Here is a 22,206-nt window from a genome sequence, read left to right as displayed (position 1 = left end):
TTGGTGGGTTCCGTGATGTGGCTAACACGTTAATGGCTAACGCGTTAGTCGAGCTAGCACTCGATCGACGGACGGTGCCCCTGGTGCAGACTTGGCCTGGTAGGAGGTGAGCGTGGCTATCAGGACCGACGCGGTGTCGCTGCGCCGCAGGATTGGGGCGAGGCTTCGCCACTTCCGTCGCGAAGCCGGGCGCACCACCAGCGAGGCCGCCGGGGAACTCGGGTGCTCGCGGGGCAAGATCAGCCAGATGGAAGCGGGCATGTACCGGCTCCAGTACCGGGACGTGCGCGATCTGCTCCGCTTCTACGGTGCACCGGAATCCGAGGCGGAAACGCTTGTCGAGCAGGCGAAACGTTCCTCGGAACCCAGTTGGTGGGAACCGTACTCGGACGTGGTCGAGGAGTGGTTCGCCTTCTTCCTCGGCTCCGAGGGCGAGGCTGTGCGTGAATTCAACTACGAGCAGCTGGTTGTGCCGGGTCTTCTCCAAACCCGCGACTACGCGGCCGCGCTGACGGAGGCGAGTCGGAGCGTCGCGCCCGGGAACCGGACCAAGGTCGCGGAGCTGCGGCTGGAACGCCAACGCCGACTGGAGGCGGAACGTCCGCTGGTGCTGGACGTGGTGATCGAGGAAGCCGTGCTGCGGCGCCCGATCGGCGGGCGGGACGTCCTCGCTGACCAGCTCCGGCACCTGCTCACGATGGGAGAGCTGCCGCACGTCACCGTGCAGGTGCTGCCGACGGGCGTGGGCGCGCATTCCGGCATGGACGGCAAGTTCGTCCTGCTCGAATTCGAGGACTTCACGCCCGGTGTCTTCCTGGAGAGCCATCCGGTGCTGGGCGCTCGCTACGACGTCGAAGATCCTGTGCTGATCGACACCTACAGTTCGATTGCGAAAGCTCTTCGCAAGGAAGCACTCGGTCGACGAGAATCCAAGACGTTCATCGAGAACGTTCTGTCCGAACTGCGGTAGAGGTGGCGAGTGCCTGAGCGGGTCACGCGCTGGCGGAAGTCCAGCCGGAGCATGAACCAGGGCGCCTGCGTGGAAGTCGCGTTCCTGGGCGGGGACGCGGTGGCGGCGCGGGATTCGAAGGACCCGGGCGGGCCCGCGCTGGTGTTCGCGCGGAGGCAGTGGACGGCGTTCCTCGGTCGGCTCCGCGACGGACGCTGAGCGGATTCGCCCGCGCCCGTCGCGGAACCGGCGCGTCCTCAGTACGCGATGCAGGCCGAGCGCCACTCGGTGTAGAAGTCCCAGACCTGGGGCGAACATTCGGGCGGTCCGTGCTGGGACTGCTTGGCGCCGACGTGCGGCAGGTGCGCGTAGGCGCCCACGCCCGGCCGGTTGACGTGCAGCATCCCGGCCTCGAAGCGGTCCAGCGCCTCGAAGATCCGGGCCGGGTCGCGGGTGAACACCGCGCCGGACATGCCGTAGCGGACGGAGTTGGCGATGCGCAGCGCATCGTCGAAGCCGTCGCTGTCGATCACCGACAGGACCGGGCCGAAGATCTCCTCCTGCGCGATCTCGGCGTCCCACGGGACGTCGCGCAGCACCGTCGGCCGAACGTAGTGGCCCGGCGGCAGGCCGTCGGTCGCGGCTGCGCCGCCGCAGGCGACCACCGCACCGGAGTCCTCGGCGCGGTGCACCGCGTCCAGGCACGCCCGCATGCGGTCGTCGTTGACGACCGGGCACACGTCGCTGCCCGGGTCGGTCCCCGGCCCGACGCGCAGCGCGGCGACCCGTTCCACCAGCCGGTCGACCAGTTCGTCGACGACGCGGACGTCGGCGACCACCCGGCTCGTGGCGCTGCAACGCTGCCCGGCCTGGCCGAACGCGCCGCGCACGATCGCGTCGGTGGCCTGCTCCAGGTCGGCGTCGTCGAGGACGACGACCGCGTTCTTGCCGCCGAGTTCCAGCTGCGTCTTCAACAGCCGGTGGGCGCCCGCCCGCTGGATGGCGGTGCCGACCGGCACCGAGCCGGTGAACGAGATCCCGGCGACCGCCTGGTGCGCCACCAGCGCCTCGCCGACCGGCCGGTCGCCCTGCACGAGGTTCAGCACGCCCGGCGGCAGTCCGGCGTCGGCGAACGCGCGGACCAGCAGCGCCGCGGTCAGCGGGGTCAGCGGCGAGGGTTTGAGCACCGCCGTGCAGCCGGACAGCAGCGCGGGCGCGACCTTCCACATCGGAATCGCGAGCGGGAAGTTCCACGGCGTGATCAGGCCGACCACGCCGATCGGGCGGCGGAAGGTGAACGCCCAGGTGCGCGGGTCCTCGGCGGGCGCGGTGACGCCGCCCAGCCGCCGCGACTCGCCGGCGGTGAAGTCCAGGACCTCCAGCGCGCGGCGCACCTCGCCGCGCGCCTCGGACAGCAGTTTGCCCTGCTCGCGGGTGATCGTCTCGGCGAACTCCGCGGCCCGCGCGGAGATCAGCCGGCCCGCCTCGCGCAGGAACTCCGCGCGGCGGATCGGGCCGAGGCCGTGCCAGTCGGCGCGGGCGGCGCGCGCCGCGTCCACCGCGGCCTCCACGTCGACCCCACCGGACTCGGCGAACTCGCCGAGGACGTCCCGGGTGTCGGCGGGGTTGACGTCGGGACGGGTCAGCCCGGTCTCGGCGGGCACCCAGCGGCCGCCGACGTGATTTCCCAGCAGCTCGGACATTCACACCTCCTGCGAAACGGTGTCGTCGGCCAACCCGAAGGACAACGTCATCCCGGCTCCGCCGAGGCCGTTGACGACCGTGACCCCGGGTTCGGGGTCGACCACCAGATGAGCCCGCCCGTCCGGCAGCGACGGGTAGACGCCGTGCCAGCGCTCGGCGATGGCCGGGCGCGGGATCGCGGCGAAACCCTCGAAGTAGTCGAGGATCGCCCGGTTGACCGCCTCGTGCTCGAAGGGGTCGTGGGTGTCGCCGTAGGCGTGCGAGTCGCCGATGGTGACCTCTCCGGACGCGGTCTGCGAGACCAGCACGTGGATGCCGTGCTCGCGGTGGAACGGCAGCTCGTCGCCGAACCGCTGGCGCAGCGGCGCCAGCGACGTGCAGTGCGCGAACGACTGGTAGTGCAGCAGCGTCAACCCGGCGCACAGCGTCGGGCCCAGCGCCCAGCCCGCCGGTTGCGGCCCGGTGCGCAGCATCTGCAACTTGCACCGCCGGATGCCGCTGTCGGCGAAGACCTCCGGGTACAGCGCCTGGAACTCGTTGCCGCTGCACACGAAAACCCGGTCCACCCGCCAGGTTCCGGAGGTCGTCTCGACGTGCGGCAGCGAGATCCCGCGCACCGCGGTGCCGAACCTCAGCTCGACGCCGAAGTCGCGCGCCAGCGCCGCCGCCACGCCCGGGATCGCCTGCCGCGGGTCGACGTTGACCTCCGTCGGGCTCCACAGCGCGGCGCGCAGCCCCTCGGGCACCACGACGTCGCTGGCGTCGGCGACCTCGGCGGGGGTGAGCAGGCGGCAGCCCCGCTCCCGCGCCGCCGGGGTCGTGTCCAGGAACTCCTCCAGCACGGCCTGCTCATCGGCGTGGTAGGCCAGGTGCAGCGAGCCGACCTCGGCGCACCACAGCCCCGCTCGCCGGGCCATCTCCAACCAGATCTCGCGGCTGCGCAACGCCCGCTCGTAGCGGTCGCCGGGCTGGCCGATCGGCCACAGCAGGCCGAAGTTGCGCAGCGACGCGCCGACCGCCCGCTCGTCGCGTTCGAACAGCACCACCCGCGCGCCGCGCCGGGCCACCGCCAGGGCGTGCGCGAGCCCCACGATCCCGCCGCCGACCACGGCCACATCCGCTCGGTTCATCGCTGACTCCTCTCGTCGGTGCCGGTCTTCGAACCCGGTCCCCGGAGGGCGGCGGTAGCCGCTTCCCCGGCGGTGCGTGGCCGCGCGCCCGGCACCGCCGCGCACGAGGAGTTCGAAGACGAGTGCTCAGGCCGCCGGTCGCTGGTTCCAGCGGGGCAGCAGGATCAGGCAGGAGAGCAGGGCGGCCCCGGCGAATCCGAGGAACAGCGCGGTGCCGCCGAGGTAACCGGGCAGCAGCCCGCCGAGGATCGCCCCGACCGAACCGCACCCGTTGACGAACCCCGCCGCCGCACCGGCCCGCGACGACGTGCCGAAGTCCACAGCGGACACGCACGAGATCATCGCGTCCGCGGCGTAGGCGGTGAACCCGATCAGCGCGAGCACCACCACCATCAGCACCACGCTGCCCGATGCGGTCAGCGGGATGAACAGCGCCAACGCGGCCACCAGCGCGGCGAGGCTGAGCACGCACGGCGGGACGCGGCGGGCGCCGAACCAGGTGTCGGAGACGTACCCGATCGCGATCGGCGCCAGCAGGCCGGCCACCCCGAAGGCGACCGGGATGACGACCGCCTCGAACTTCGAGGTGTGCGGGATGCGCTCGGTGACCAGCACCGGTCCCCACAGCAGGATCGCGTAGCGCGCGGGCTTGAGCAGGAAGTACGCCAGGCCGAGGGTGAGCACCATCCGGTCGCGCACCCCGGTGAGCATCGCCTCGCGCAGCGACGGGCGCTCCTGCGCGGCGGGCTCCTCGTCGTGCCCCGGCAGGCCAGCCCGGGACGGGTGGTCGCGCTGGAACAGCAGGAACAGCACCACCACGACCAGCACGACCGAGGCTCCGGCGAGGAACGCCACCCGCCAGTCCGACCACGCGGTGTAGGCCGCCCACCCGGCGAACGGGCCCGCGACCAGCCCGCCGAAGGCGTAGTTGGTGCTCCACAGCCCGAGCACCCGGCCGCGCTGCTCCACCGCGAAGAACGCGGACACGTTCTTGCACAGCGCCGCCCACCCGGTCGACTGGGAGAGGCCCTGCACCACCATCAGCGGCAGGAACAGCACGACCGCGGGCAGCAGGCCCATCGACGTCGCCGCCACCGCCGACATCAGCAGTCCGCCGCAGACCACCACGCGCGGCCCGAACCGGTCGGCCACCGAGCCCCACACGAACTGGCCGACGGCGTAGGCCGCCAGGTAGACGGCGTCCAGATCACCGAGCACCTGCTTGGTGAGGGTGGTGTTGACCGCGGGGTCGTCCAGGATGCCGACCTTGGCCACCGAGAACGCCTGGCGGGTGAAGTAGAACGCGGCGTAGGCGACCCAGGTGATCGCGAAGATCCGCCACTGCCAGCGGCGCCGCCGGAGGAGCTCCGGGGCGCGGACACCGGTCGAAGTCATCTCGGTCTCCTCCCGCCGGTGTGGTTGAGCGCCACCCAGAACGCGTCGTGGTTGCGCAGCCGGTGCCCGTCCGGCACCGCGACCGGGCGGTTGACCAGGAACGGGACCCGCTGCTCGGCGAGCCCGCCGTGGGAGCGCAGCCGACCGTCCAATTGGGACAGATCGTGGCCGTCCGGGGTGGTGCCCAGCGCGGTGCTCCGGTCGCCGATGACGACCAGGTCGCCGATCCGGTCGGCGGGCAGCTCGAACCGCTCGCACGCCTGCTCGCGGGGCAGCACCTGCTCGACGCCCGGCAGCGCGGCGATTCGCTCGCGCACGTCGACGCCGTCCGGCAGGTACGCGGTGGCGAAGGAACCGAGCGCGCCGTGGTGGGCGGTGTACGGGTCGGTGATCGGCAGCACCACGCGGCAGGTCCCCGGCCCGACGAGCTCGTCGAGGACGCTGCCCAGGTAGACGACGTTCGGCGCCCCGGTGGCGTCGGCCTTGGCGTTCATCCCGTGGTCGGCGGTGATCACCAGCGTCGCGCCGAGCTCGTCGAGGCGCCGGAAGTAGCCGTCCATCATCGCGTAGAAGTCGTCGGCGGCCGGGCTGCCGGGCGCGTGCTTGTGCTGCACGAAGTCGGTCAACGACAGGTACATCAGGTCCGGCCGTTCCCGCTCCAGCAGCACCGCCCCGGCGGCCAGCACGAACTCGCTGAGGTCGGCGCTGTAGACCGACGGCAGCGGGCGGTCGACCAATCGGAGCACGTCGGAGATGCCGTTGTCCGCCTCGGTCGCGCGGTCGGCGTGCTCGGCGGAGAAGCGCACCCCCTTGTCCAGGCCGCTGCCGAGCAGCCGCCGCAGCTTGTCCTTGGCGGTGACCACCGCGACCTTCGCGCCCGCCCGCTCGAATTCGGCGAACAACGTGGGCGCCCGCAGGAATCGCGGATCGTTCATCATCACCTCGGTGCCGGATTCGGCGTCGTAGAAGTAGTTCCCGCAGATGCCGTGGACCGCGGGCGGCACTCCGGTGGCGATGGACAGGTTGTTCGGATTGGTGAAGGAGGGCATCGAGCAGTCGGCCTCCAGCGCGGCGCCGGACTCCGCGAGCTCCGCCAGGAACGGCATCCGACCTGCGGCGATCGCTTTCCGGTGGTAGTCGGGTTCGCTGCCGTCGACGCACACGACCACCACCGGTCCGCGCGGCGCGTCGTAGTCGCGGCCGTTGATCTGCAGGGAATTGCGGTTCATCGAGGTCTCCACCCGAAGTGCGGGGAACGGTCGATTCCCTTGGTAACAACGCATTCGGTGTCCCGGAACTGCGAAAGTGCCTATGGCGCCCATAAAGGATCGTGCACGTCGTCCGAGATCAACTGCGCCGCGCTAATGTGTGCGGTGTGTTCAGGGTGAGCGGGGAGTCGCCGGAGACGTTCTTCTCCCGGGGGGAATCGCAGGCGACCAGGCGGCTGCGGGTGGTGCGGCAGACGTCCGCCTCGGGGGCGGACCCGGTCGACCTCGCCGAGGCGGAGGAGTTCCTGCGGCTGTTCCACACCGAGAACCGCGACGCGGGGTCCCTGCGACAACGGCTGGACCGGGTGCGCTACGAGGTCGAGACCGTGGGCACCTACCGGCACACCCCGCGGGAGCTGGCCTTCGGCGCGAAGGTGGCCTGGCGCAACAGCGCCCGCTGCATCGGCCGGTTGTACTGGCGCAGCCTCAAGGTCCGCGACCTGCGCGACGTGCACGGCGCCGCCGAGGTCGCGGCGCACTGCGTCGAACACCTGCGGATGGCCACCAACCGGGGCAAGATCCGCCCGGTCATCAGCGTGTTCCCGCCGGAGGTGCCGGGTCGCCCGGCGCCGCGCATCTGGAACGAGCAGCTCATCCGCTACGCCGGGTACGACGGCGGTGACGGCGCGGTGCTCGGCGATCCGCGCGCCGCCCGGTTCACCGCCGCGGTCGCGAACGCCGGCTGGCAGCCGCCCGCCCGGCGCAGCGCCTTCGACGTCCTGCCGCTGGTGGTCGAGACGGCCGAGGAGGGGCCGCGGATGTTCGCGCTGCCCGCCGACGCGGTGCTGGAGGTGCCCCTGGCGCACCCGGACCTGCCGTGGTTCGCCGAGCTCGGGCTGCGGTGGCACGCGGTACCGGTGATCAGCCACATGCGCCTGTCGATCGGCGGCGTCTCCTACCCGGCCGCACCGTTCAACGGCTGGTACATGGGCACCGAGATCGGTGCCCGCAACCTCGCCGACCCGGACCGCTACGACCTGGTCCCGGTGGTGGCCGAACGGCTCGGCCTGGACACCTCCCGGGAGGACTCGCTGTGGCGGGACCGGGCGCTGGTGGAACTGACCCGCGCGGTCCACCACTCCTACCGGCGGGCCGGGGTGACCATCACCGACCACCACACCGAGTCCCACCGGTTCCTGACGCACCTGGCCAAGGAGGAGGCGGCCGGGCGCCGCTGCCCGGTCGACTGGTCGTGGATCGTCCCGCCGATGTCCGGCGCCCAGACCCCGGTCTTCCACCGCTACTACGACAGCACGCCGCAGCGCCCGGACTTCTTCCTGGACGACGACGCGGTGCGTCGAGCCCAGGAGGGCGGCCCACCCCGGTTCAGGTGATCACCCACTCGAATGGCGCATTGACGTGACCCCGATCACTGCATACCGTCAGCAAACGTTTTCTTGGGGGTGATCCATGGCGCGACTCCGCACTCGGCGCTCCTTCCTCCGCGGACTCGGTGCGACCGCGCTCGCCGGAGGCGTGCTCACCGGCTGCGGACCGGCCCGGAACCCCCGCGAGATCACCTTCTGGAACTTCTACGGACCCGGCGGCCAGCAGAAGCGGCAGAGCGACTGGGTCGTCCGGCTGGCCGCCGAGTGGAACGCCACGCACGACGTCAAGGTCCGCGTGCGGTACGTGCCGAACAAGGACTACAAGTCCGGGCCGACGCTGCAGACCTCGTTCAGCGCGGGCGCCGGCCCCGACGTGTTCCTGCTCAGCCCGGGCGACTTCCTGCGCTACTACAACGGCGGCGCGCTCGCCGACCTGACCCCGCACCTGGATCCGGGCGTCCGCGAGGACTTCCTGCCGGAGGTGCTGCAAACCCGGTTGGTCGACGGGCGGGTCTACGGCCTGCCGATGGAGATCGAACCGCTCGCGCTGTACTACTCGGAGGCGGCCTTCGAGCGCGCCCGGCTGTCCGAAGGGGACCTGCCGCGCACCTGGGACGACCTGCTCGCGCTCGCCGAACGGCTCACCACCCCGGATCGCTTCGGCCTGCTGCTGGAGACCAACCCGGGCTATTACCAGAACTTCACCTGGTACCCGTTCCTGTGGATGGCCGGTGGCGAGGTGTTCACCCCGGACCAGCGCCGGTCCGCCTTCGCCGGTCCGGCCGCGCGCGCCGCGCTGCGGTTCTGGCAGGACTCGGTCCGCCGCGGAGCGGCCCCGCGCCGGGTGCAGGGCGAGGGCGGCAACGACTCGGTGTCCAACATCGCCCACGGCTACTGCGCCATGCAGCAGCTCGGCATCTGGGGCATCGCCGAGATCGCCGAGCAGGCGCCGGGTTTCCGCTACGGCGTGGTCCCGCTGCCCACCCCGCCCGGCGGCAGCTACACCACCGCGCTGGGCAGTTGGGCGATGGTCGCCAACGCCAAGGGCGCCAACCCGGAGGCCGCCGCCGAGTTCGTGGCCTGGGCGCTCGGCTCCTCCGACCCGGCGTGCATCGACCGGATGCGCCGTTGGAACACCGAGGCCAAGACGAACCTCCCGCCCCGCTACTCGGTGCAGCGCGCCGCCCGCGACCGCGGCGCGTTCGACCGCGGCCCGATGCGGGTGTTCGCCGAGCAGGTCATGGCCCGGGCCCGGCCCGAACCCCGCTACCCGCCGGAGGTGTACCGGGCCGTCTCGGACGCGTTGCAGGCGTGCCAGCTCGACGGGGCGGACCCGGTGCGGGCGGCCGAGGCCGCCGCCGAGCAGATCGACACGTTCCTGTCCACCTACGACGGAGCCGCGATCCAATGAGCCGCCGCCGATCCGACGCCGCCGCGGCGTTCGCCTTCCTCGCCCCGGACGGGCTGGGGCTGCTGCTGTTCGTCGCCGTCCCGACCGCGCTGGCGCTGGTGGTCGGCCTGTTCGACGTCGACGGCTTCGGCAACGTCTCGTGGGCCGGGCTGGACAACTTCCGGCTCATGGCCGGGGACGGCCTGCTGTGGCGGAGCTTCGGCGTGACCGCGCTGTACGCGGTGCTGTTCGTGCCGCTGGCGTTCGTGGTCTCGCTCGCGCTGGCGTTGCTGGTCCGGGACCACTTCCCGGGCGTCGGCGCGGTGCGGGCCGCGCTGTTCCTGCCCAACGCGGTGAGCCTGGTGGTGATCGGCCTGCTGTGGCAGTTCCTGCTCACCGACAAGACCGGTGTGGTCAGCAGGCTCGGCGCCGCGGTCGGGCTGGGCGGCGTCTCGTGGCTGGGTGACCCGGACCTGGCGCTGGTGACGCTGGTGCTGATCAGCGTGTGGTTCCTGATGGGCTACCAGATGCTGATCTTCGTCGGCGGCCTGCAGGACATCCCGGCCGAGCTGTACGACGCGGCCACTGTGGACGGTGCGGGGCCGTGGCAGCGGTTCCGCCGGGTGACCTGGCCGATGCTGCGCCCGACGAGCTTCTTCGTGCTGGTCACCTCGACGATCAACGCGGTCACCGGGCTGCAGGCGTTCGACCTGGTCTTCGTCACCACCTCCGGCGGCCCGGCCAACGCCACCTCGACGGTCGTCTACTACGCCTACCAGCAGGCGTTCCAGTTCGGCCGGTTCGGCTACGCCGCGGCGATCTGCGCGTTGCTGGTGGTGGCCCTGGGCGCCGTGACCGCCGCGCTGTTCGCGCTGACCAGGGGAGGTCGGTTCGATGCGTGACCGCCGCCGCGCCGGACGCGCCGCGCTGGCCTACGCCGTCGCGCTCGTCTCGGTCGCACCGCTGCTGTGGCTGCTGCTGAGCGCGTTCCGCCCCGCCGACGAGCTCTACGACCTCGGCTGGCCGCGCGAGCTGACGCTGTCCAACGTGGCCTACGTGCTCACCGAGGTCCCGTTCCTGCGGTACCTGGCCAACAGCGCCTTCGTGTCGGTGACCGTCACGGTGATCGCGCTGTTCCTGCACTCGATGGCCGCGTACGCGCTGGCGCGGCTGTCGTTCCGCGGTCGCGGGTTCGCCTTCGCCTCGGTGGTGGCGACCCTGCTCATCTCGCTGCCGGTGATCCTGGTGCCGCTGTTCGTCGTGGTGCGCGGACTGGGCATGGTGGACAGCTACGCGGGCCTGATCGTGCCGGGCGTGTTCAACGCCTTCGGCATCTTCCTGCTGCGCCAGTTCTACCTGGGGGTCCCGCCCGAGCTGGAGGAGGCCGCGCACCTCGACGGCTGCGGGCACTGGCGCGTCTACTGGCACGTCATCCTGCCGCTGAGCCGGCCGATGCTCGCCGCGCTGGCGGTGCTGTTCTTCCTGGCGAACTGGAACTCGTTCCTGTGGCCGCTGGCGGTGGCCCAGGACGAGTCGCTGCGCGTGGTCCAGGTCGGCATCGCCTCGTTGCAGGGCCAGTACGCGTCCAAGCAGCAGTACGTCATCGCCGCCGCGATGCTCGCCGCGGTCCCGACCGTCGTGGTCTTCCTGCTCGGCCAGCGCTGGCTGGTCGCCTCCCTCAAGACGACCGGGCTGAAGTGAGCTGTCGGTCCGCCGACGTAGTGTCGCGGCGTGCGGGCGTCGAGGCTGATCGCGTTGCTGTGCCTGTTGCAGGCGCGCGGATCGATGACGGGTGCGGAGCTGGCCCGGGAACTGGAGGTCTCCGAGCGCACCGTCGCGCGCGACGTGCTCGCGCTGGCGGAGGCGGGCGTGCCGGTGTACGCCGAGCGCGGTCGCACCGGCGGTTACCGGCTGCTCGGCGGCTACCGGCAGCGGCTCACCGGCCTGCACCGCGCGGAGGCCGAGGCGCTGCTGCTCGCCGGGGTGCCCGGGCCCGCCGGTGACATGGGGTTGGCCGACGCGGTGGCCGCCGCCCGGGTCAAGCTGTCGGCCTCGCTCGCGCCGCCGCTGCGCGACGCCCCGGAGCGGGTGGGGCGGCGGTTCCACCTGGACGCGCCGCGCTGGTTCCGCGCGGCCGAGACCCCGGACCTGCTGCCGGAACTCAGCCGCGCGGTGTGGCAGGACCGCGCCGTCACGGCGTGGTACCGCCGCGACGGCGCGGAGGTGCGGCGCGAGCTCGAACCGCACGGCCTCGTGCTCAAGGCCGGTGTCTGGTACCTGGCCGCCCGCCGCGGGCGGCGGTTCCTGGTGTACCGGGTGGACCGCTTCAGCCGGGTGGAGCCCGGCGCGCAGTTCGCCCGCGACGAGTCCTTCGACCTGGCGGCGTTCTGGGACTCGCACGTGTCGGACTTCGGCCGCTCGCTGCTCACCGACCACATCCGGGTGCGCCTGAGCCCGACCGGCCTGCGCCGCCTGCCCGTGCTCGTCGACGAGGAGGCCGCCCGCGGGGCCGACGCTTCCGCGGGCGAGGCCGACGAGTCCGGCTGGGTCACCGCGACGATGCCGGTGGAATCCCTCGACGTCGCCTACGAGCAGATGCTGCGCCTCGGCCCCGAGGTCGAGGTCCTCGACCCGCCCGAGCTGCGGCGCCGGATGGCCGACGCCGCGTCCCGGCTCACCGCGCTGTACCGCTGATTCACCGGTAGCCGGTGGGATCGGCGGGCTTGCCCGCGTCCCGGACTTCCAGGGCGTAGCGCCAGCAGTCCGGCTGCGAACCGTCGACGTCGGTGAAGCCGTACACCCCGGCCAGCTGCCCGCTGGACAGCGACCGCGTGTTCCACCGCGCCACCTGCGGGTCGGTGGCCAACGCGACGACCGCCCGGCCGACGTAGTGCGGCGACTCCGAGATGCAGAAGTGCGGCTCGGCCGCGAGGGCGTCCCGCCAGTTCTCCTCGGTGACGCCGTAGAAATCCAGCATCAGCTCCGAGCGCAGCCAGCCCGGCGACAGCGACACCGCCGTGCCGCCGTGCGGCGCCAGCTCCTCGCCCTCGGCCCGCGCCAACCGGTGCAACGCCACCTTCGCGACGTCGAAGAACGCGCCGAGCTCACCGCGGTAGTGCCGCTCGTTGTGCTCGGCGGTGCCGTCGGTGAGTTCCACGACCAGTCCACCCGGCCGCCGCGACAGCAGTCCCAGCGCGTGGTGCGCGGTGATCATGTGCGCCTCGATGCCGATGCGCAGCCGCCGCAGCCCCATGTCGAGGTCCTGCTGCCAGATCGGCTTGTGCCAGTCGAGCAGGTGCTCGCCACCGAGGTCGTTGACCAGGACGTCCAACTTCCCCTGCTCGGACTCGATCCGCCGCACCAGGTCCCGCACCTGCTCCGGGACGGTGTGGTCGACCTGGACCGCGATGCCGGTGCCGCCGGCCGCGCAGACCAGTTCGGCGGTCTCCTCGATGGTCTCCGGCCGGCCGTAGTCGGAGCGCTGCCGCCGCGTCGTGCGCCCCGTTCCGTACACCGTCGCGCCGGCGGCCCCCAGTTCCACGGCGATGCCGCGCCCCGCCCCGCGAGTCGCCCCGGCGACCAGCGCGACCGCGCCGTGCAGTGGTCCGCTCATTCCTCTTCCTCCCAGTCGGGTTCTCGGTCGCGAGCAGCCTGGCAGCGATTCCAGACACCTCCGGTCCGGATTTCCGCACCGCCGCGCGGGTCCCCTCCAACGGGGCAGGTCGACGCTCCGCCTGCCTCCGACGCGACCGCGGCGTTCGGGGTACGGTGTCGGCGGTGATCACGTCGTGACGTGACCACCGCAGAAGGGGAGGTACAGCTCGGCTCGATGCGCCGCCAGGCGCGGGCACCCGGTCGAAGCGGAAGTGACGCGGTGCGAGGCACGGAACACCTGCCACGGACTCCGGCGTGGCTGCTGGACGCGGAGGCGCCCGGATGCCTACGGTCCGCACCACCGGGCACCGGACCGGCGGCTCGGCGGTTCCGGCACCCGCGGCGACCGGGGTACCAGGGGGTGCCCGTTCCGGCGGTCGGAGCAGAGAGCGCAGAGCCACGATCAGGAAGGCGGATCCGATGACGCCCCCGCACAACTACCTCGCGGTGATCAAGGTCGTCGGCATCGGCGGCGGCGGCGTCAACGCCGTGAACCGCATGATCGAGGTCGGGCTCAAAGGCGTCGAGTTCATCGCGGTGAACACCGACGCGCAGGCCCTGCTGATGTCCGACGCCGATGTCAAGCTCGACATCGGCCGGGAGCTCACCCGGGGTCTCGGCGCCGGTGCGGCGCCGGAGGTCGGCAGGCAGGCGGCCGAGGACCACAAGGAGGAGATCGAGGAGGTCCTCAAGGGCGCCGACATGGTGTTCGTGACCGCCGGGGAGGGCGGCGGCACCGGCACCGGCGGCGCACCCGTGGTCGCGCAGGTCGCCCGCAAGCTCGGCGCGCTGACCATCGGTGTGGTCACCCGACCGTTCTCCTTCGAGGGCAAGCGCCGCGCGCAGCAGGCCGAAGAGGGGATCAAGGCGCTCCGCGACGAGTGCGACACGCTGATCGTGATCCCCAACGACCGGCTGCTGCAGCTCGGCGACATCGGGGTCAGCCTGATGGACGCCTTCCGCTCGGCCGACGAAGTGCTGCTGTCCGGTGTGCAGGGCATCACCGACCTGATCACTACGCCCGGTCTGATCAACCTGGACTTCGCCGACGTCAAGAGCGTCATGTCCGGGGCGGGCAGTGCCTTGATGGGCATCGGCTCCGCGAGAGGGGAGGGCAGAGCCGTGGAAGCCGCGCAGAAGGCGATCAACTCGCCGCTGCTGGAGGCGTCCATGGAAGGCGCGCACGGCGTGCTGCTGGCCATAGCGGGCGGATCCGACCTCGGGCTGTTCGAGATCAACGAGTCCGCGTCGCTGGTGCAGGAGTCCGCGCACCCCGAGGCCAACATCATCTTCGGTACGGTCATCGACGACTCCCTCGGCGACGAGGTGCGCGTCACGGTGATCGCCGCCGGTTTCGATTCCGGTGCGCCGACGCACAAGAAGCTGGAGCCGACCAAGGTCTCCTCGCGCCCGGAGGACAACGTGGTGGAGTCCCCGTCCTCGGGGACCGAGAGCACCGCGCGGCCCGCCGTGCAGCAGCCGCGGTCCGAGCCGGAACGCCCGGCGGCGCCCGCCCCGGCGCCGCAGCCGGCGCAGCCGGAGCCCCCGGCCCAGCAGCAGCCGACGCAGCAGCAGCCGGTGCAGCCGCAACAACCGGCGCAGCCGCAGCAGCCGCAGCAGTCGACTCCCGCTCCGCAGCCCGTGCCGAGCACCGAGCCCGCCCAGGAGCAGCGGACCGAGAGCTACCGCCCGGAGCAGCAGGAGTCCGCGCCGCAGCGCACCAGCGTCCCCCCGCGGCAGGGGCCGTTCGGCGGCGACGGCTCGACGACCGGGCAGCAGGGCGTCACGGTGCCGGCCCGCGCGAGCGGCGGGTACCCGACGCACACCGGCACGGCCGGGCGCACCGGGTCGCTGCCCAACCGCGCCGTCCCGGTCGGTGACGACAACGACGACGACGTCGACATCCCCCCGTTCATGCGCCGCTGACGGCGGTGCGGGCCCGCCCCCTCGGGCGGGGAGCATGCGCGAGAATCGGCACCGGAACGCCTGTTCCGGTGTCGATTTGTGTGCGGGCACGTCCGGCGAGGTGCCCGGGGAGGCGGAGAAGTGCGGATTCGGCGCGTGATCACCACGCGGGAGGGCGGCGTCTCGGCGCCGCCGTACGACTCGTTCAACCTGGGCGGCAGGGTCGGTGACGACCCGGCCGCGGTGGCGGCCAACCAGCGTCGGCTCGCCGAGGGCATCGGCCTTCCGGCGGACCGTCTGGTGTGGATGGAGCAGATCCACGGCCGCACCGCGACGGTGGTGGACGGACCCCGCCCCGAAGCCGTCGAGGCGACCGACGCGCTCGTGACCGCGGAACCCGGTCTCGCGCTGGTGGTGCTGACCGCGGACTGCGTGCCCGCGCTGCTCGCCGATCCGGAGGCCGGGGTGGTCGCGGCGGTCCACGCGGGACGCGTCGGCGCCCGGGTCGGAGTGCTCGTCTCGGCGCTCAAGGCCATGCGCGAGGCCGGCGCCCGGCTGGACCGGGTGGAGGCGCTGCTGGGCCCGGCGGCCTGCGGCGAGTGCTACGAGGTGCCGCGCGAGATGCAGGCCGATGTGGAGGAACACCTGCCCGGCAGCGCGTGCCGGACCCGTCGCGGCACGACCGGGCTCGACCTGCGCGCGGGGATGTGGGAACAGTTGGCGCAGGCCGGGATCGCCCGCATCGGGGTGGACCCGCGCTGCACGATCGAGTCGCCGGAGTTGTTCAGCCACCGCCGCGACGGGGGGCGCACCGGCCGGCTCGGCTCGGTGATCTGGATCGACCCGGAGGGCGACGAGTGAGCGAGGAACGGCGGCGCGAACTGGCCGAATCCCTCCAGGAGGTCCGCGCGCGGCTGGACGCGGCCTGCCGCGCCGCCGGGCGGGACCCCAGCGAGGTCGAGCTGGTGGCGGTGACCAAGACCTTCCCCGCCTCGGACGCGGCGCTGCTGTCCGACCTGGGGCTGACCGAGTTCGCCGAGAACCGGGAACAGGAGGCGCGCGGCAAGGTCGCCGAATTCGCCGAGCTGCGCCCGGACGCCGCGGTCCGCTGGCGCATGGTCGGGCAGTTGCAGCGGAACAAGGCGCGCGCCGTGGTCCGCTGGGCCGACGTCGTCGAGTCCGTGGACAGCGAGCGGCTCGTCGACGCCCTGCAACGCGCCACCGCCAACGCGCTGGACGCGGGTGACCGGGACGACCCGCTCGACGTGCTCATCCAGGTCAATCTGGACCCGCGTCCGGAACGCGGCGGATGTCCGCCCGAGGACGTGCCGGCGCTCGCGGAGAAGATTGCCGTGTCGAGTGATCTTCGACTCCGGGGCGTGATGGCGGTGGCCCCCCTGTACGGTGATCCAGAGGTGGCTTTTGCCACACTTTCGGTGATCTCCGAGCGCGTGCGACGGGATCACCCGGAAGCTGGCGAGGTGTCGGCAGGGATGAGCGGTGATCTGGAGAGTGCTGTCGCCCACGGCTCCACGCGGGTGCGTGTCGGAACAGCTCTGCTCGGAGGTCGCCGGTTAACCTCGCCGTAAGCCGCTACAGGCGGCCGGGAACCGGCCGCCTCGTGCTCGGTGCAGGGGAGTCGCACAGGAAGGGCATGCCGATGAGCGCTTTGCACAAGTTGAAGGCCTATTTCGGCATGGTCCCGGCCGACGAGGTCGACGAGTACGACGACGAAGTGGCCTACCGCGACCGCTACGCGAACGCGGATTCCTTCGACGTTCCCACCGACCGGTCGGCGCCGCGGCGACGGCCGGCAGGTGTCCGCGGAAGCTACCAGTCCGACGGCGACGGGGAGCCGGAGGGCTACGTCGAGGACCCGCCACCGCGGCCTCGGCGGCAGTGGTCCGCGGAGCCCGCGGCCCGGTCGTTGTCCGCCGAACCGCCGCGGGAGGTCTCCCGGCTCCGAGCGGTCACCGACACCGGAACGCAGTTCAACTTGAGCAAGATCACAACGTTGCACCCGCGCAGCTACAGCGAGGCGCGCACCATCGGCGAGCAGTACCGCGACGGCACGCCGGTGATCATGAACCTGACGGAGATGGACGAATCCGACGCCAAGCGGCTGGTCGACTTCGCCGCCGGGCTCGCCTTCGCCCTGCGGGGGTCGATCGAGAAGGTCACCAACCGCGTGTTCTTGCTCTCACCGCCCAACGTGGACGTCGCCGCGGAGGACAAGCGGCGGCTCGCCGAGGGTGCCTTTTTCAACTACGGGTGAGTGGTGGCACAGTTGAGTTGTGGATCCGGTGAAGATCGTCCTGTTTTACGTTCTGTTCTTCTTCTGGTTGCTGCTCACGGCCCGTATCGTGATCGAACTCGTTCGAGTGTTCGCGCGCGATTGGCGGCCCGTCGGGGGGGTTGCAATCGCGTTGGAGAGCATCTACACAGTGACCGACCCACCCATCCGGCTGGTGCGTCGGCTCATTCCGACGGTCCGGATCGGCGGCGTCGGACTGGACCTATCGATTATGGTGCTGCTGCTGGTCGTGTTCATACTGATGCGACTGGTTCAACCCGGGTGACGGGGAACCCGGGCTACCCGCAGCCGAGGAGTGCGTGAGGTGATCTTGTGGGCCTGACCCCCGCCGACGTTCATAACGTCGCGTTCAGCAAACCTCCGATCGGTAAGCGGGGCTACAACGAGGACGAGGTGGACGCCTTCCTCGATCTCGTTGAAGCCGAGCTTGCCCGGCTGGTGGAGGAGAACAACGACCTGCGCAGCCAGGTGGAGCAGCTGGAGTCGCAGCTGCAGACCGCGCAGGTCGACCTCGACGACGCCCGCAACCAGGCGGCGGCGGCGTCGGCGGTCTCCTCGGCGCCGGCCGCCCCGCCGGAGGAGCCGCGTCGTCTGACGCCGGTGCCTGCGCCGACCGCAGCCGAGCAGACGTCCCCGGGTGGCGATCACCACGTCCAGGCCGCCAAGGTGCTCGGCCTGGCGCAGGAGATGGCCGACCGTCTGACCGGCGAGGCCAAGGCCGAGGCCGACGGCATGCTGTCCGAGGCGCGCACCAAGTCCGAACAGCTGCTGTCCGAAGCGCGCTCCAAGTCCGACAGCATGGTCAACGAGGCGCGCACCCGCGCCGAGACGATGCTCAACGACGCCCGCACCCGGGCCGAGACGTTGGAGCGGCAGGCCCGGGAGAAGGCCGCCAGCCTGGAACGCGACGCGCAGCGCAAGCACGCCGAGGTGATGGGCAACATCACCCAGGAGAAGAACGCGCTGGAGAAGAAGATCGAGACCTTGCGCACCTTCGAGCGCGAGTACCGCACCCGCCTGCAGACCTACCTCGAATCGCAGCTCCGCGAGCTGCAGGACCGCGGATCCGCGGCGCCCGCCGACAGCGGCAGTGGCAGCCGGTCCTCCGGTCAGCAGGCCAGCTACAGCTTCGGAGCCCGGGCGGCCGAGGCGGGCTGACGGCCCGGACGTCGCCCGCGTCGGCGGTGACGGTGCGATGCACCTGTCGCCGCCGACGCCGTGTTCCGGGGCAGAGCGGAGGTCGCAGTGCTGGTGGTCGTGCTCCTGCTGGTCGTCGCGGCGGCCGCCGTGCTCGTCACCGCAGTGGTCTCCGGTCATCCGGAGTGGGCGTGGCTGTCCGTGCTGCTGTGCGGGTTCGGAGCCGTGTTGCTGGCGGTGCACCGGCTGCGCCGCAGGCGCGCCGCGCAGCGCGGCGCCGGTGAGCCGGCGTTCGCCGACGTGGGCGAGGAGCCGGCGCGGGAGGACACCAGCGAACAGGACGCGCGGACGACCGCCGACCTCGACGCCGAGGTCCTCGTGATCGACGAGCGCCCCCGCTACCACGTCGAGGACTGCTCCTGGGTGGGCGACCGCCCGACCATCCCCCTGGCGCTGCGCGAAGCCCGCGAGCTCGGGTTCACGCCCTGCGGCCGGTGCACGCCGGACGCGACGCTGGCCGCGCGGTCCCGCAGCGCTCGGTAGCCGCCCGGAAAAGCGCTGGCGCGGGCGCGCTATCCTGGGGTGCACGTGGCGATGATCCGGCCATCACCGGGGAGCCTCCGGAAGAACGGGCGCCGTCGGCGCCTCAGTAGAACCGGACGGGTCCGGCCCGTCACAGCCGGTCAAAGAGGGGTCGTCCGGAGTCCGCGCGAGCGGCGCCGGACGGCAAGCGGGGTGGTACCGCGGAACTCGTGCGACAGGCGCACGAGGTGTCGTCCCCGCGTGGGCACCGGTTTCCGGTGACTGTGCGGCGGAATCGACGCAACACCGCGAGGAGCACATCCGCGATGGCTTATCCGAAGGTTCAGTTCAGCGGCGCCGAGACGCCGGGCAGCGGCGTGGCCGCCCAGCCGTCCTTCCCCGAGATCGAGCGGCAGGTGCTGGACTTCTGGGCCGGGGACAAGACGTTCCGCGCGTCGGTGGAGGCCCGGGAGGCGGGCGTCAACGGCGCCAACGAATTCGTCTTCTACGACGGCCCGCCGTTCGCCAACGGCCTGCCGCACTACGGCCACCTGCTCACCGGGTACGTCAAGGACGCGGTGCCGCGCTACCAGACGATGCGCGGCCGTCGGGTGGAGCGCCGGTTCGGCTGGGACTGCCACGGGCTGCCCGCCGAGGTCGAGGCGGAGAAGCAGCTCGGCATCTCCTCGAAGTCCGAGATCGAGTCGATGGGCGTGGCCGAGTTCAACGAGGCGTGCCGGACCTCGGTGCTGCGCTACACCTCCGAGTGGGAGGACTACGTCACCCGGCAGGCCCGGTGGGTGGACTTCGAGAACGACTACAAGACGCTCGACCTGGACTACATGGAAAGCGTCATGTGGGCGTTCAAGACCCTGTGGGACAAGGGTCTGGTCTACGAGGGATTCCGGGTCCTGTGGTACTGCTGGCGCTGCGAGACGCCGCTGTCCAACACCGAGACGCGCATGGACGACGTCTACCGGCAGCGGCAGGACCCGGCGGTGACCGTGGGGCTGCGGCTGAAGGCGCCCGGCGAGAGCTACGACGGCGCGCTGGCCCTGGTGTGGACCACCACGCCGTGGACGCTGCCGTCCAACCTGGCCGCCGCGGTGCACCCGGACGTCGACTACGTGCTGGTCGCCCCGGGCAACAGCGGCGAGCGGTACGTGCTCGCCGAGGCGCGGCTGGGCGCGTACGCGCGGGAGCTGGGCGAGGACGTCGCCGACCACGTCGTGGCGCGGTTCAAGGGCACCGACCTGCTCGGCGCGGAGTACGCGCCGCCGTTCGACTTCTTCGTCGGCCGGGAGAACGCCCACCGGGTGCTCTCCGCCGACTACGTGACCACCGACGACGGCACCGGGATCGTGCACATCGCGCCCGCCTTCGGTGAGGAGGACAAGGTCGTCACCGACGCGGCCGGGATCGAGCCGGTCGTCCCGGTCGACGCGCACGGCCGGTTCACCGCCGAGGTGCCGCCGTACGCGGGCCTGCAGGTCTTCGAGGCGAACAAGCAGATCGCCCGCGACCTCAAGGACGCCGGGCTGCTGCTGCGGCACGAGACCTACGACCACCCCTACCCGCACTGCTGGCGCTGCGACAACGCGCTGATCCAGCGGGCCGTGTCGTCCTGGTTCGTGTCGGTCAGCCAGTTCCGCGACCGCATGGTCGAGCTGAACAAGCAGATCAACTGGGTTCCGGGGCACATCCGGGACGGCCAGTTCGGCAAGTGGCTGGAGAACGCGCGCGACTGGAACATCTCCCGGAACCGGTACTGGGGCTCGCCGATCCCGGTGTGGGTCTCCGACGACCCGAACCACCCGCGCACCGACGTCTACGGCTCGCTGGACGAGCTGGAGCGCGACTTCGGGGTGCGGCCGGCGAACCTGCACCGCCCGGAGATCGACCAGCTCACCCGGCCCAACCCGGACGACCCGACGGGGAAGTCCACCATGCGCCGGGTGCCGGAGGTGCTGGACTGCTGGTTCGAGTCCGGGTCGATGCCGTTCGCGCAGGTGCACTACCCCTTCGAGAACGCCGAGTGGTTCGAGCACCACTACCCGGGCGACTTCATCGTCGAGTACAACGGCCAGACCCGCGGCTGGTTCTACACGCTGCACGTGCTGGCCACCGCGCTGTTCGACCGGCCCGCGTTCAGCAACGTGGTGGCGCACGGCATCGTGCTCGGCCACGACGGGCTGAAGATGTCGAAGTCCAAGCGCAACTACCCGGACGTCAACGAGGTCTTCGACCGCGACGGCTCGGACGCGATGCGCTGGTTCCTGATGTCCAGCCCGATCCTGCGCGGCGGCGACCTGGTGGTCACCGAGCGCGGGATCCGCGACGCGGTGCGCCAGGCGGTCCTGCCGCTGTGGAACTCCTGGTACTTCCTGGCGCTGTACGCCAACGCCGAAGGCGTCGCCGGTGAGTCCAGAGTGGACAGCCAGCACGTGCTGGACCGGTACGTGCTGGCCAAGACCCACGAGCTGGTCGGGGACGTGCAGTCCGCGATGGACTCGTTCGACCTCGCGGGCGCCTGCGCGAGCGTGCGGGACTTCCTGGAAGTGCTGACCAACTGGTACGTCCGCCGGTCCCGCGACCGGTTCTGGTCGGGCGACCGCGACGCGATCGACACCCTGCACACCGTCCTGGAGGTGACCTGCCGCGTCGTCGCGCCGCTGCTGCCGCTGACCGCCGAGGCGGTGTGGCGCGGGCTCACCGGCGGGCGCTCGGTGCACCTGGCGGACTGGCCGCTGGTCGACGAGCTGCCCGCGGACGCCGCGCTGGTCTCGGCCATGGACCGGGTCCGGCAGGTGTGCTCGGCGGCGCTGGCGTTGCGCAAGGCCAACAAGCTGCGCGTGCGGCTGCCGCTGGCCCGGCTCGTCGTCGCCACCCCGGGTGCGGAGGCGCTGCGGCCGTTCGTCGACCTCATCCGCGACGAGGTGAACGTCAAGGAAGTCGAGCTGAGCACCGACGTCGCCGCGCACGGCCGCTTCGAGATCGCGGTCAACGCCCGGGCCGCCGGGCCGCGGCTGGGTCGCGACGTGCAGAAGGTGATCAAGGCGGTGAAGTCGGGGGAGTGGAACCGCACCCCGGCGGGCGCCGTCGTCGCCGCCGGGATCGAGCTGCGGGACGGCGAGTTCACCGAGCGGCTGGTGTCCACCGACACCGGTGCTGCGGCCGCGCTGCCCGGTGGTGACGGACTGGTGTCGCTGGACTGCGAGGTCGGTCCGGAGCTGGCCGCCGAAGGACTGGCCCGCGACGTGGTGCGCGTCGTCCAGCAGGCCCGCCGCGACGCCGACTTCCGGGTGTCGGACCGCATCACCGTCACCGTGTCCGCGCCGGAGGAGGTGCTCGCCGCGGTGCAGGCGCACCGCGAGTTCGTCGCCGGGGAGACCCTCGCGGACTCGGTGGCCGCCGGTGCCGTCGACGGCGGTTTCACCGGAACCGTCGGTGAGGGCACCGAGATCGCGGTGGCCGTCACCCGCGTCTGACGACCCGGGCGCCGCCGGCCGG

Annotated in this window: 20 protein-coding genes; 15 read left to right on the top strand and 5 right to left on the bottom strand. The window is 71.8% G+C overall.

Annotation, left to right across the window (positions count from 1 at the left end):
• Nucleotides 1–106: 106 nt before the first annotated feature.
• Both NV263_RS23875 and NV263_RS23870 read left to right on the top strand, forming a co-directional pair.
• Nucleotides 107–970, top strand: a complete 864-nt coding sequence (locus NV263_RS23875; protein ID WP_263248854.1) for a helix-turn-helix domain-containing protein — start codon at nucleotides 107–109, stop codon at nucleotides 968–970.
• 9 nt (nucleotides 971–979) lie between these two features.
• Entirely contained in the window at nucleotides 980–1,168 is a 189-nt protein-coding gene (locus NV263_RS23870) for a DUF397 domain-containing protein (RefSeq protein ID WP_263248853.1), read from the top strand.
• A 38-nt stretch (nucleotides 1,169–1,206) separates the two neighbouring features.
• Here NV263_RS23870 and NV263_RS23865 read toward each other — a convergent pair whose 3' ends face one another.
• The 4 genes from NV263_RS23865 to phnA form a co-directional block, all read right to left on the bottom strand.
• Nucleotides 1,207–2,652, bottom strand: a complete 1,446-nt coding sequence (locus tag NV263_RS23865; protein WP_263248852.1) for an aldehyde dehydrogenase family protein — start codon at nucleotides 2,650–2,652, stop codon at nucleotides 1,207–1,209.
• Entirely contained in the window at nucleotides 2,653–3,783 is a 1,131-nt protein-coding gene (locus NV263_RS23860; RefSeq protein WP_263248851.1) for a TIGR03364 family FAD-dependent oxidoreductase, read from the bottom strand. It lies immediately after the preceding gene.
• Between the two features lie 126 nt (nucleotides 3,784–3,909).
• Nucleotides 3,910–5,178: an MFS transporter gene (locus tag NV263_RS23855; RefSeq protein WP_263248850.1), complete on the bottom strand. Its 1,269-nt coding sequence runs from the start codon at nucleotides 5,176–5,178 to the stop codon at nucleotides 3,910–3,912.
• Nucleotides 5,175–6,407: a phosphonoacetate hydrolase gene (phnA, locus tag NV263_RS23850; protein ID WP_263248849.1), complete on the bottom strand. Its 1,233-nt coding sequence runs from the start codon at nucleotides 6,405–6,407 to the stop codon at nucleotides 5,175–5,177. The genes NV263_RS23855 and phnA overlap by 4 nt, the downstream gene beginning before the upstream one ends.
• A 215-nt stretch (nucleotides 6,408–6,622) precedes the next feature.
• Here phnA and NV263_RS23845 point away from each other — a divergent pair, with 215 nt between their 5' ends.
• From NV263_RS23845 to NV263_RS23825, 5 genes are all read left to right on the top strand, one after another.
• Entirely contained in the window at nucleotides 6,623–7,780 is a 1,158-nt protein-coding gene (locus tag NV263_RS23845; RefSeq protein ID WP_263254337.1) for a nitric oxide synthase oxygenase, read from the top strand.
• Between the two features lie 76 nt (nucleotides 7,781–7,856).
• Nucleotides 7,857–9,185: an ABC transporter substrate-binding protein gene (locus NV263_RS23840; RefSeq protein WP_263248848.1), complete on the top strand. Its 1,329-nt coding sequence runs from the start codon at nucleotides 7,857–7,859 to the stop codon at nucleotides 9,183–9,185.
• The gene (locus NV263_RS23835; protein WP_263248847.1) at nucleotides 9,182–10,066 is read left to right on the top strand and encodes a carbohydrate ABC transporter permease; all 885 of its coding nucleotides are present in this window, start codon (nucleotides 9,182–9,184) and stop codon (nucleotides 10,064–10,066) included. The genes NV263_RS23840 and NV263_RS23835 overlap by 4 nt, the downstream gene beginning before the upstream one ends.
• Nucleotides 10,059–10,865, top strand: a complete 807-nt coding sequence (locus NV263_RS23830) for a carbohydrate ABC transporter permease (RefSeq protein ID WP_263248846.1) — start codon at nucleotides 10,059–10,061, stop codon at nucleotides 10,863–10,865. The genes NV263_RS23835 and NV263_RS23830 overlap by 8 nt, the downstream gene beginning before the upstream one ends.
• A gap of 30 nt (nucleotides 10,866–10,895) precedes the next feature.
• Nucleotides 10,896–11,858, top strand: a complete 963-nt coding sequence (locus NV263_RS23825; protein ID WP_263248845.1) for a helix-turn-helix transcriptional regulator — start codon at nucleotides 10,896–10,898, stop codon at nucleotides 11,856–11,858.
• Nucleotide 11,859: 1 nt separating this feature from the next.
• Here NV263_RS23825 and NV263_RS23820 read toward each other — a convergent pair whose 3' ends face one another.
• Nucleotides 11,860–12,777, bottom strand: coding sequence for an SDR family oxidoreductase (locus NV263_RS23820; RefSeq protein ID WP_263248844.1), 918 nt, complete (start codon nucleotides 12,775–12,777; stop codon nucleotides 11,860–11,862).
• Between the two features lie 461 nt (nucleotides 12,778–13,238).
• Here NV263_RS23820 and ftsZ point away from each other — a divergent pair, with 461 nt between their 5' ends.
• The 8 genes from ftsZ (at nucleotide 13,239) to ileS (ending at nucleotide 22,184) form a co-directional block, all read left to right on the top strand.
• On the top strand, nucleotides 13,239–14,744 hold the full coding sequence (gene ftsZ / locus NV263_RS23815) for a cell division protein FtsZ (protein WP_263248843.1): 1,506 nt from the start codon (nucleotides 13,239–13,241) through the stop codon (nucleotides 14,742–14,744).
• A 120-nt stretch (nucleotides 14,745–14,864) separates the two neighbouring features.
• Complete coding sequence (pgeF, locus tag NV263_RS23810; RefSeq protein ID WP_263248842.1) at nucleotides 14,865–15,584, top strand: peptidoglycan editing factor PgeF; 720 nt, start codon at nucleotides 14,865–14,867, stop codon at nucleotides 15,582–15,584.
• A complete protein-coding gene (locus tag NV263_RS23805; protein WP_263248841.1) occupies nucleotides 15,581–16,312 on the top strand; it encodes a YggS family pyridoxal phosphate-dependent enzyme in 732 nt (243 codons plus the stop codon). Before pgeF ends, NV263_RS23805 begins: the two co-directional genes overlap by 4 nt.
• 71 nt (nucleotides 16,313–16,383) lie before the next feature.
• Nucleotides 16,384–16,998 (top strand): cell division protein SepF, encoded by a 615-nt coding sequence (locus NV263_RS23800; protein WP_263248840.1) that lies wholly within the window; start codon nucleotides 16,384–16,386, stop codon nucleotides 16,996–16,998.
• Between the two features lie 19 nt (nucleotides 16,999–17,017).
• A complete protein-coding gene (locus NV263_RS23795; RefSeq protein WP_263248839.1) occupies nucleotides 17,018–17,302 on the top strand; it encodes a YggT family protein in 285 nt (94 codons plus the stop codon).
• 47 nt (nucleotides 17,303–17,349) lie between these two features.
• Nucleotides 17,350–18,195 carry a DivIVA-like cell division protein Wag31 gene (wag31, locus tag NV263_RS23790; protein WP_263248838.1) on the top strand — a complete coding sequence of 282 codons (846 nt, stop codon included), beginning with the start codon at nucleotides 17,350–17,352 and terminating at the stop codon, nucleotides 18,193–18,195.
• Nucleotides 18,196–18,282: 87 nt separating this feature from the next.
• Nucleotides 18,283–18,717 carry a hypothetical protein gene (locus NV263_RS23785; protein ID WP_263248837.1) on the top strand — a complete coding sequence of 145 codons (435 nt, stop codon included), beginning with the start codon at nucleotides 18,283–18,285 and terminating at the stop codon, nucleotides 18,715–18,717.
• A gap of 305 nt (nucleotides 18,718–19,022) precedes the next feature.
• Nucleotides 19,023–22,184: an isoleucine--tRNA ligase gene (gene ileS / locus NV263_RS23780; protein WP_263248836.1), complete on the top strand. Its 3,162-nt coding sequence runs from the start codon at nucleotides 19,023–19,025 to the stop codon at nucleotides 22,182–22,184.
• Nucleotides 22,185–22,206: the final 22 nt, after the last annotated feature.

The organism is Saccharopolyspora rosea (assembly GCF_025643595.1).
GTDB lineage: Bacteria > Actinomycetota > Actinomycetes > Mycobacteriales > Pseudonocardiaceae > Saccharopolyspora > Saccharopolyspora rosea.
This window is presented reverse-complemented; position numbering and strand designations above follow the sequence as displayed.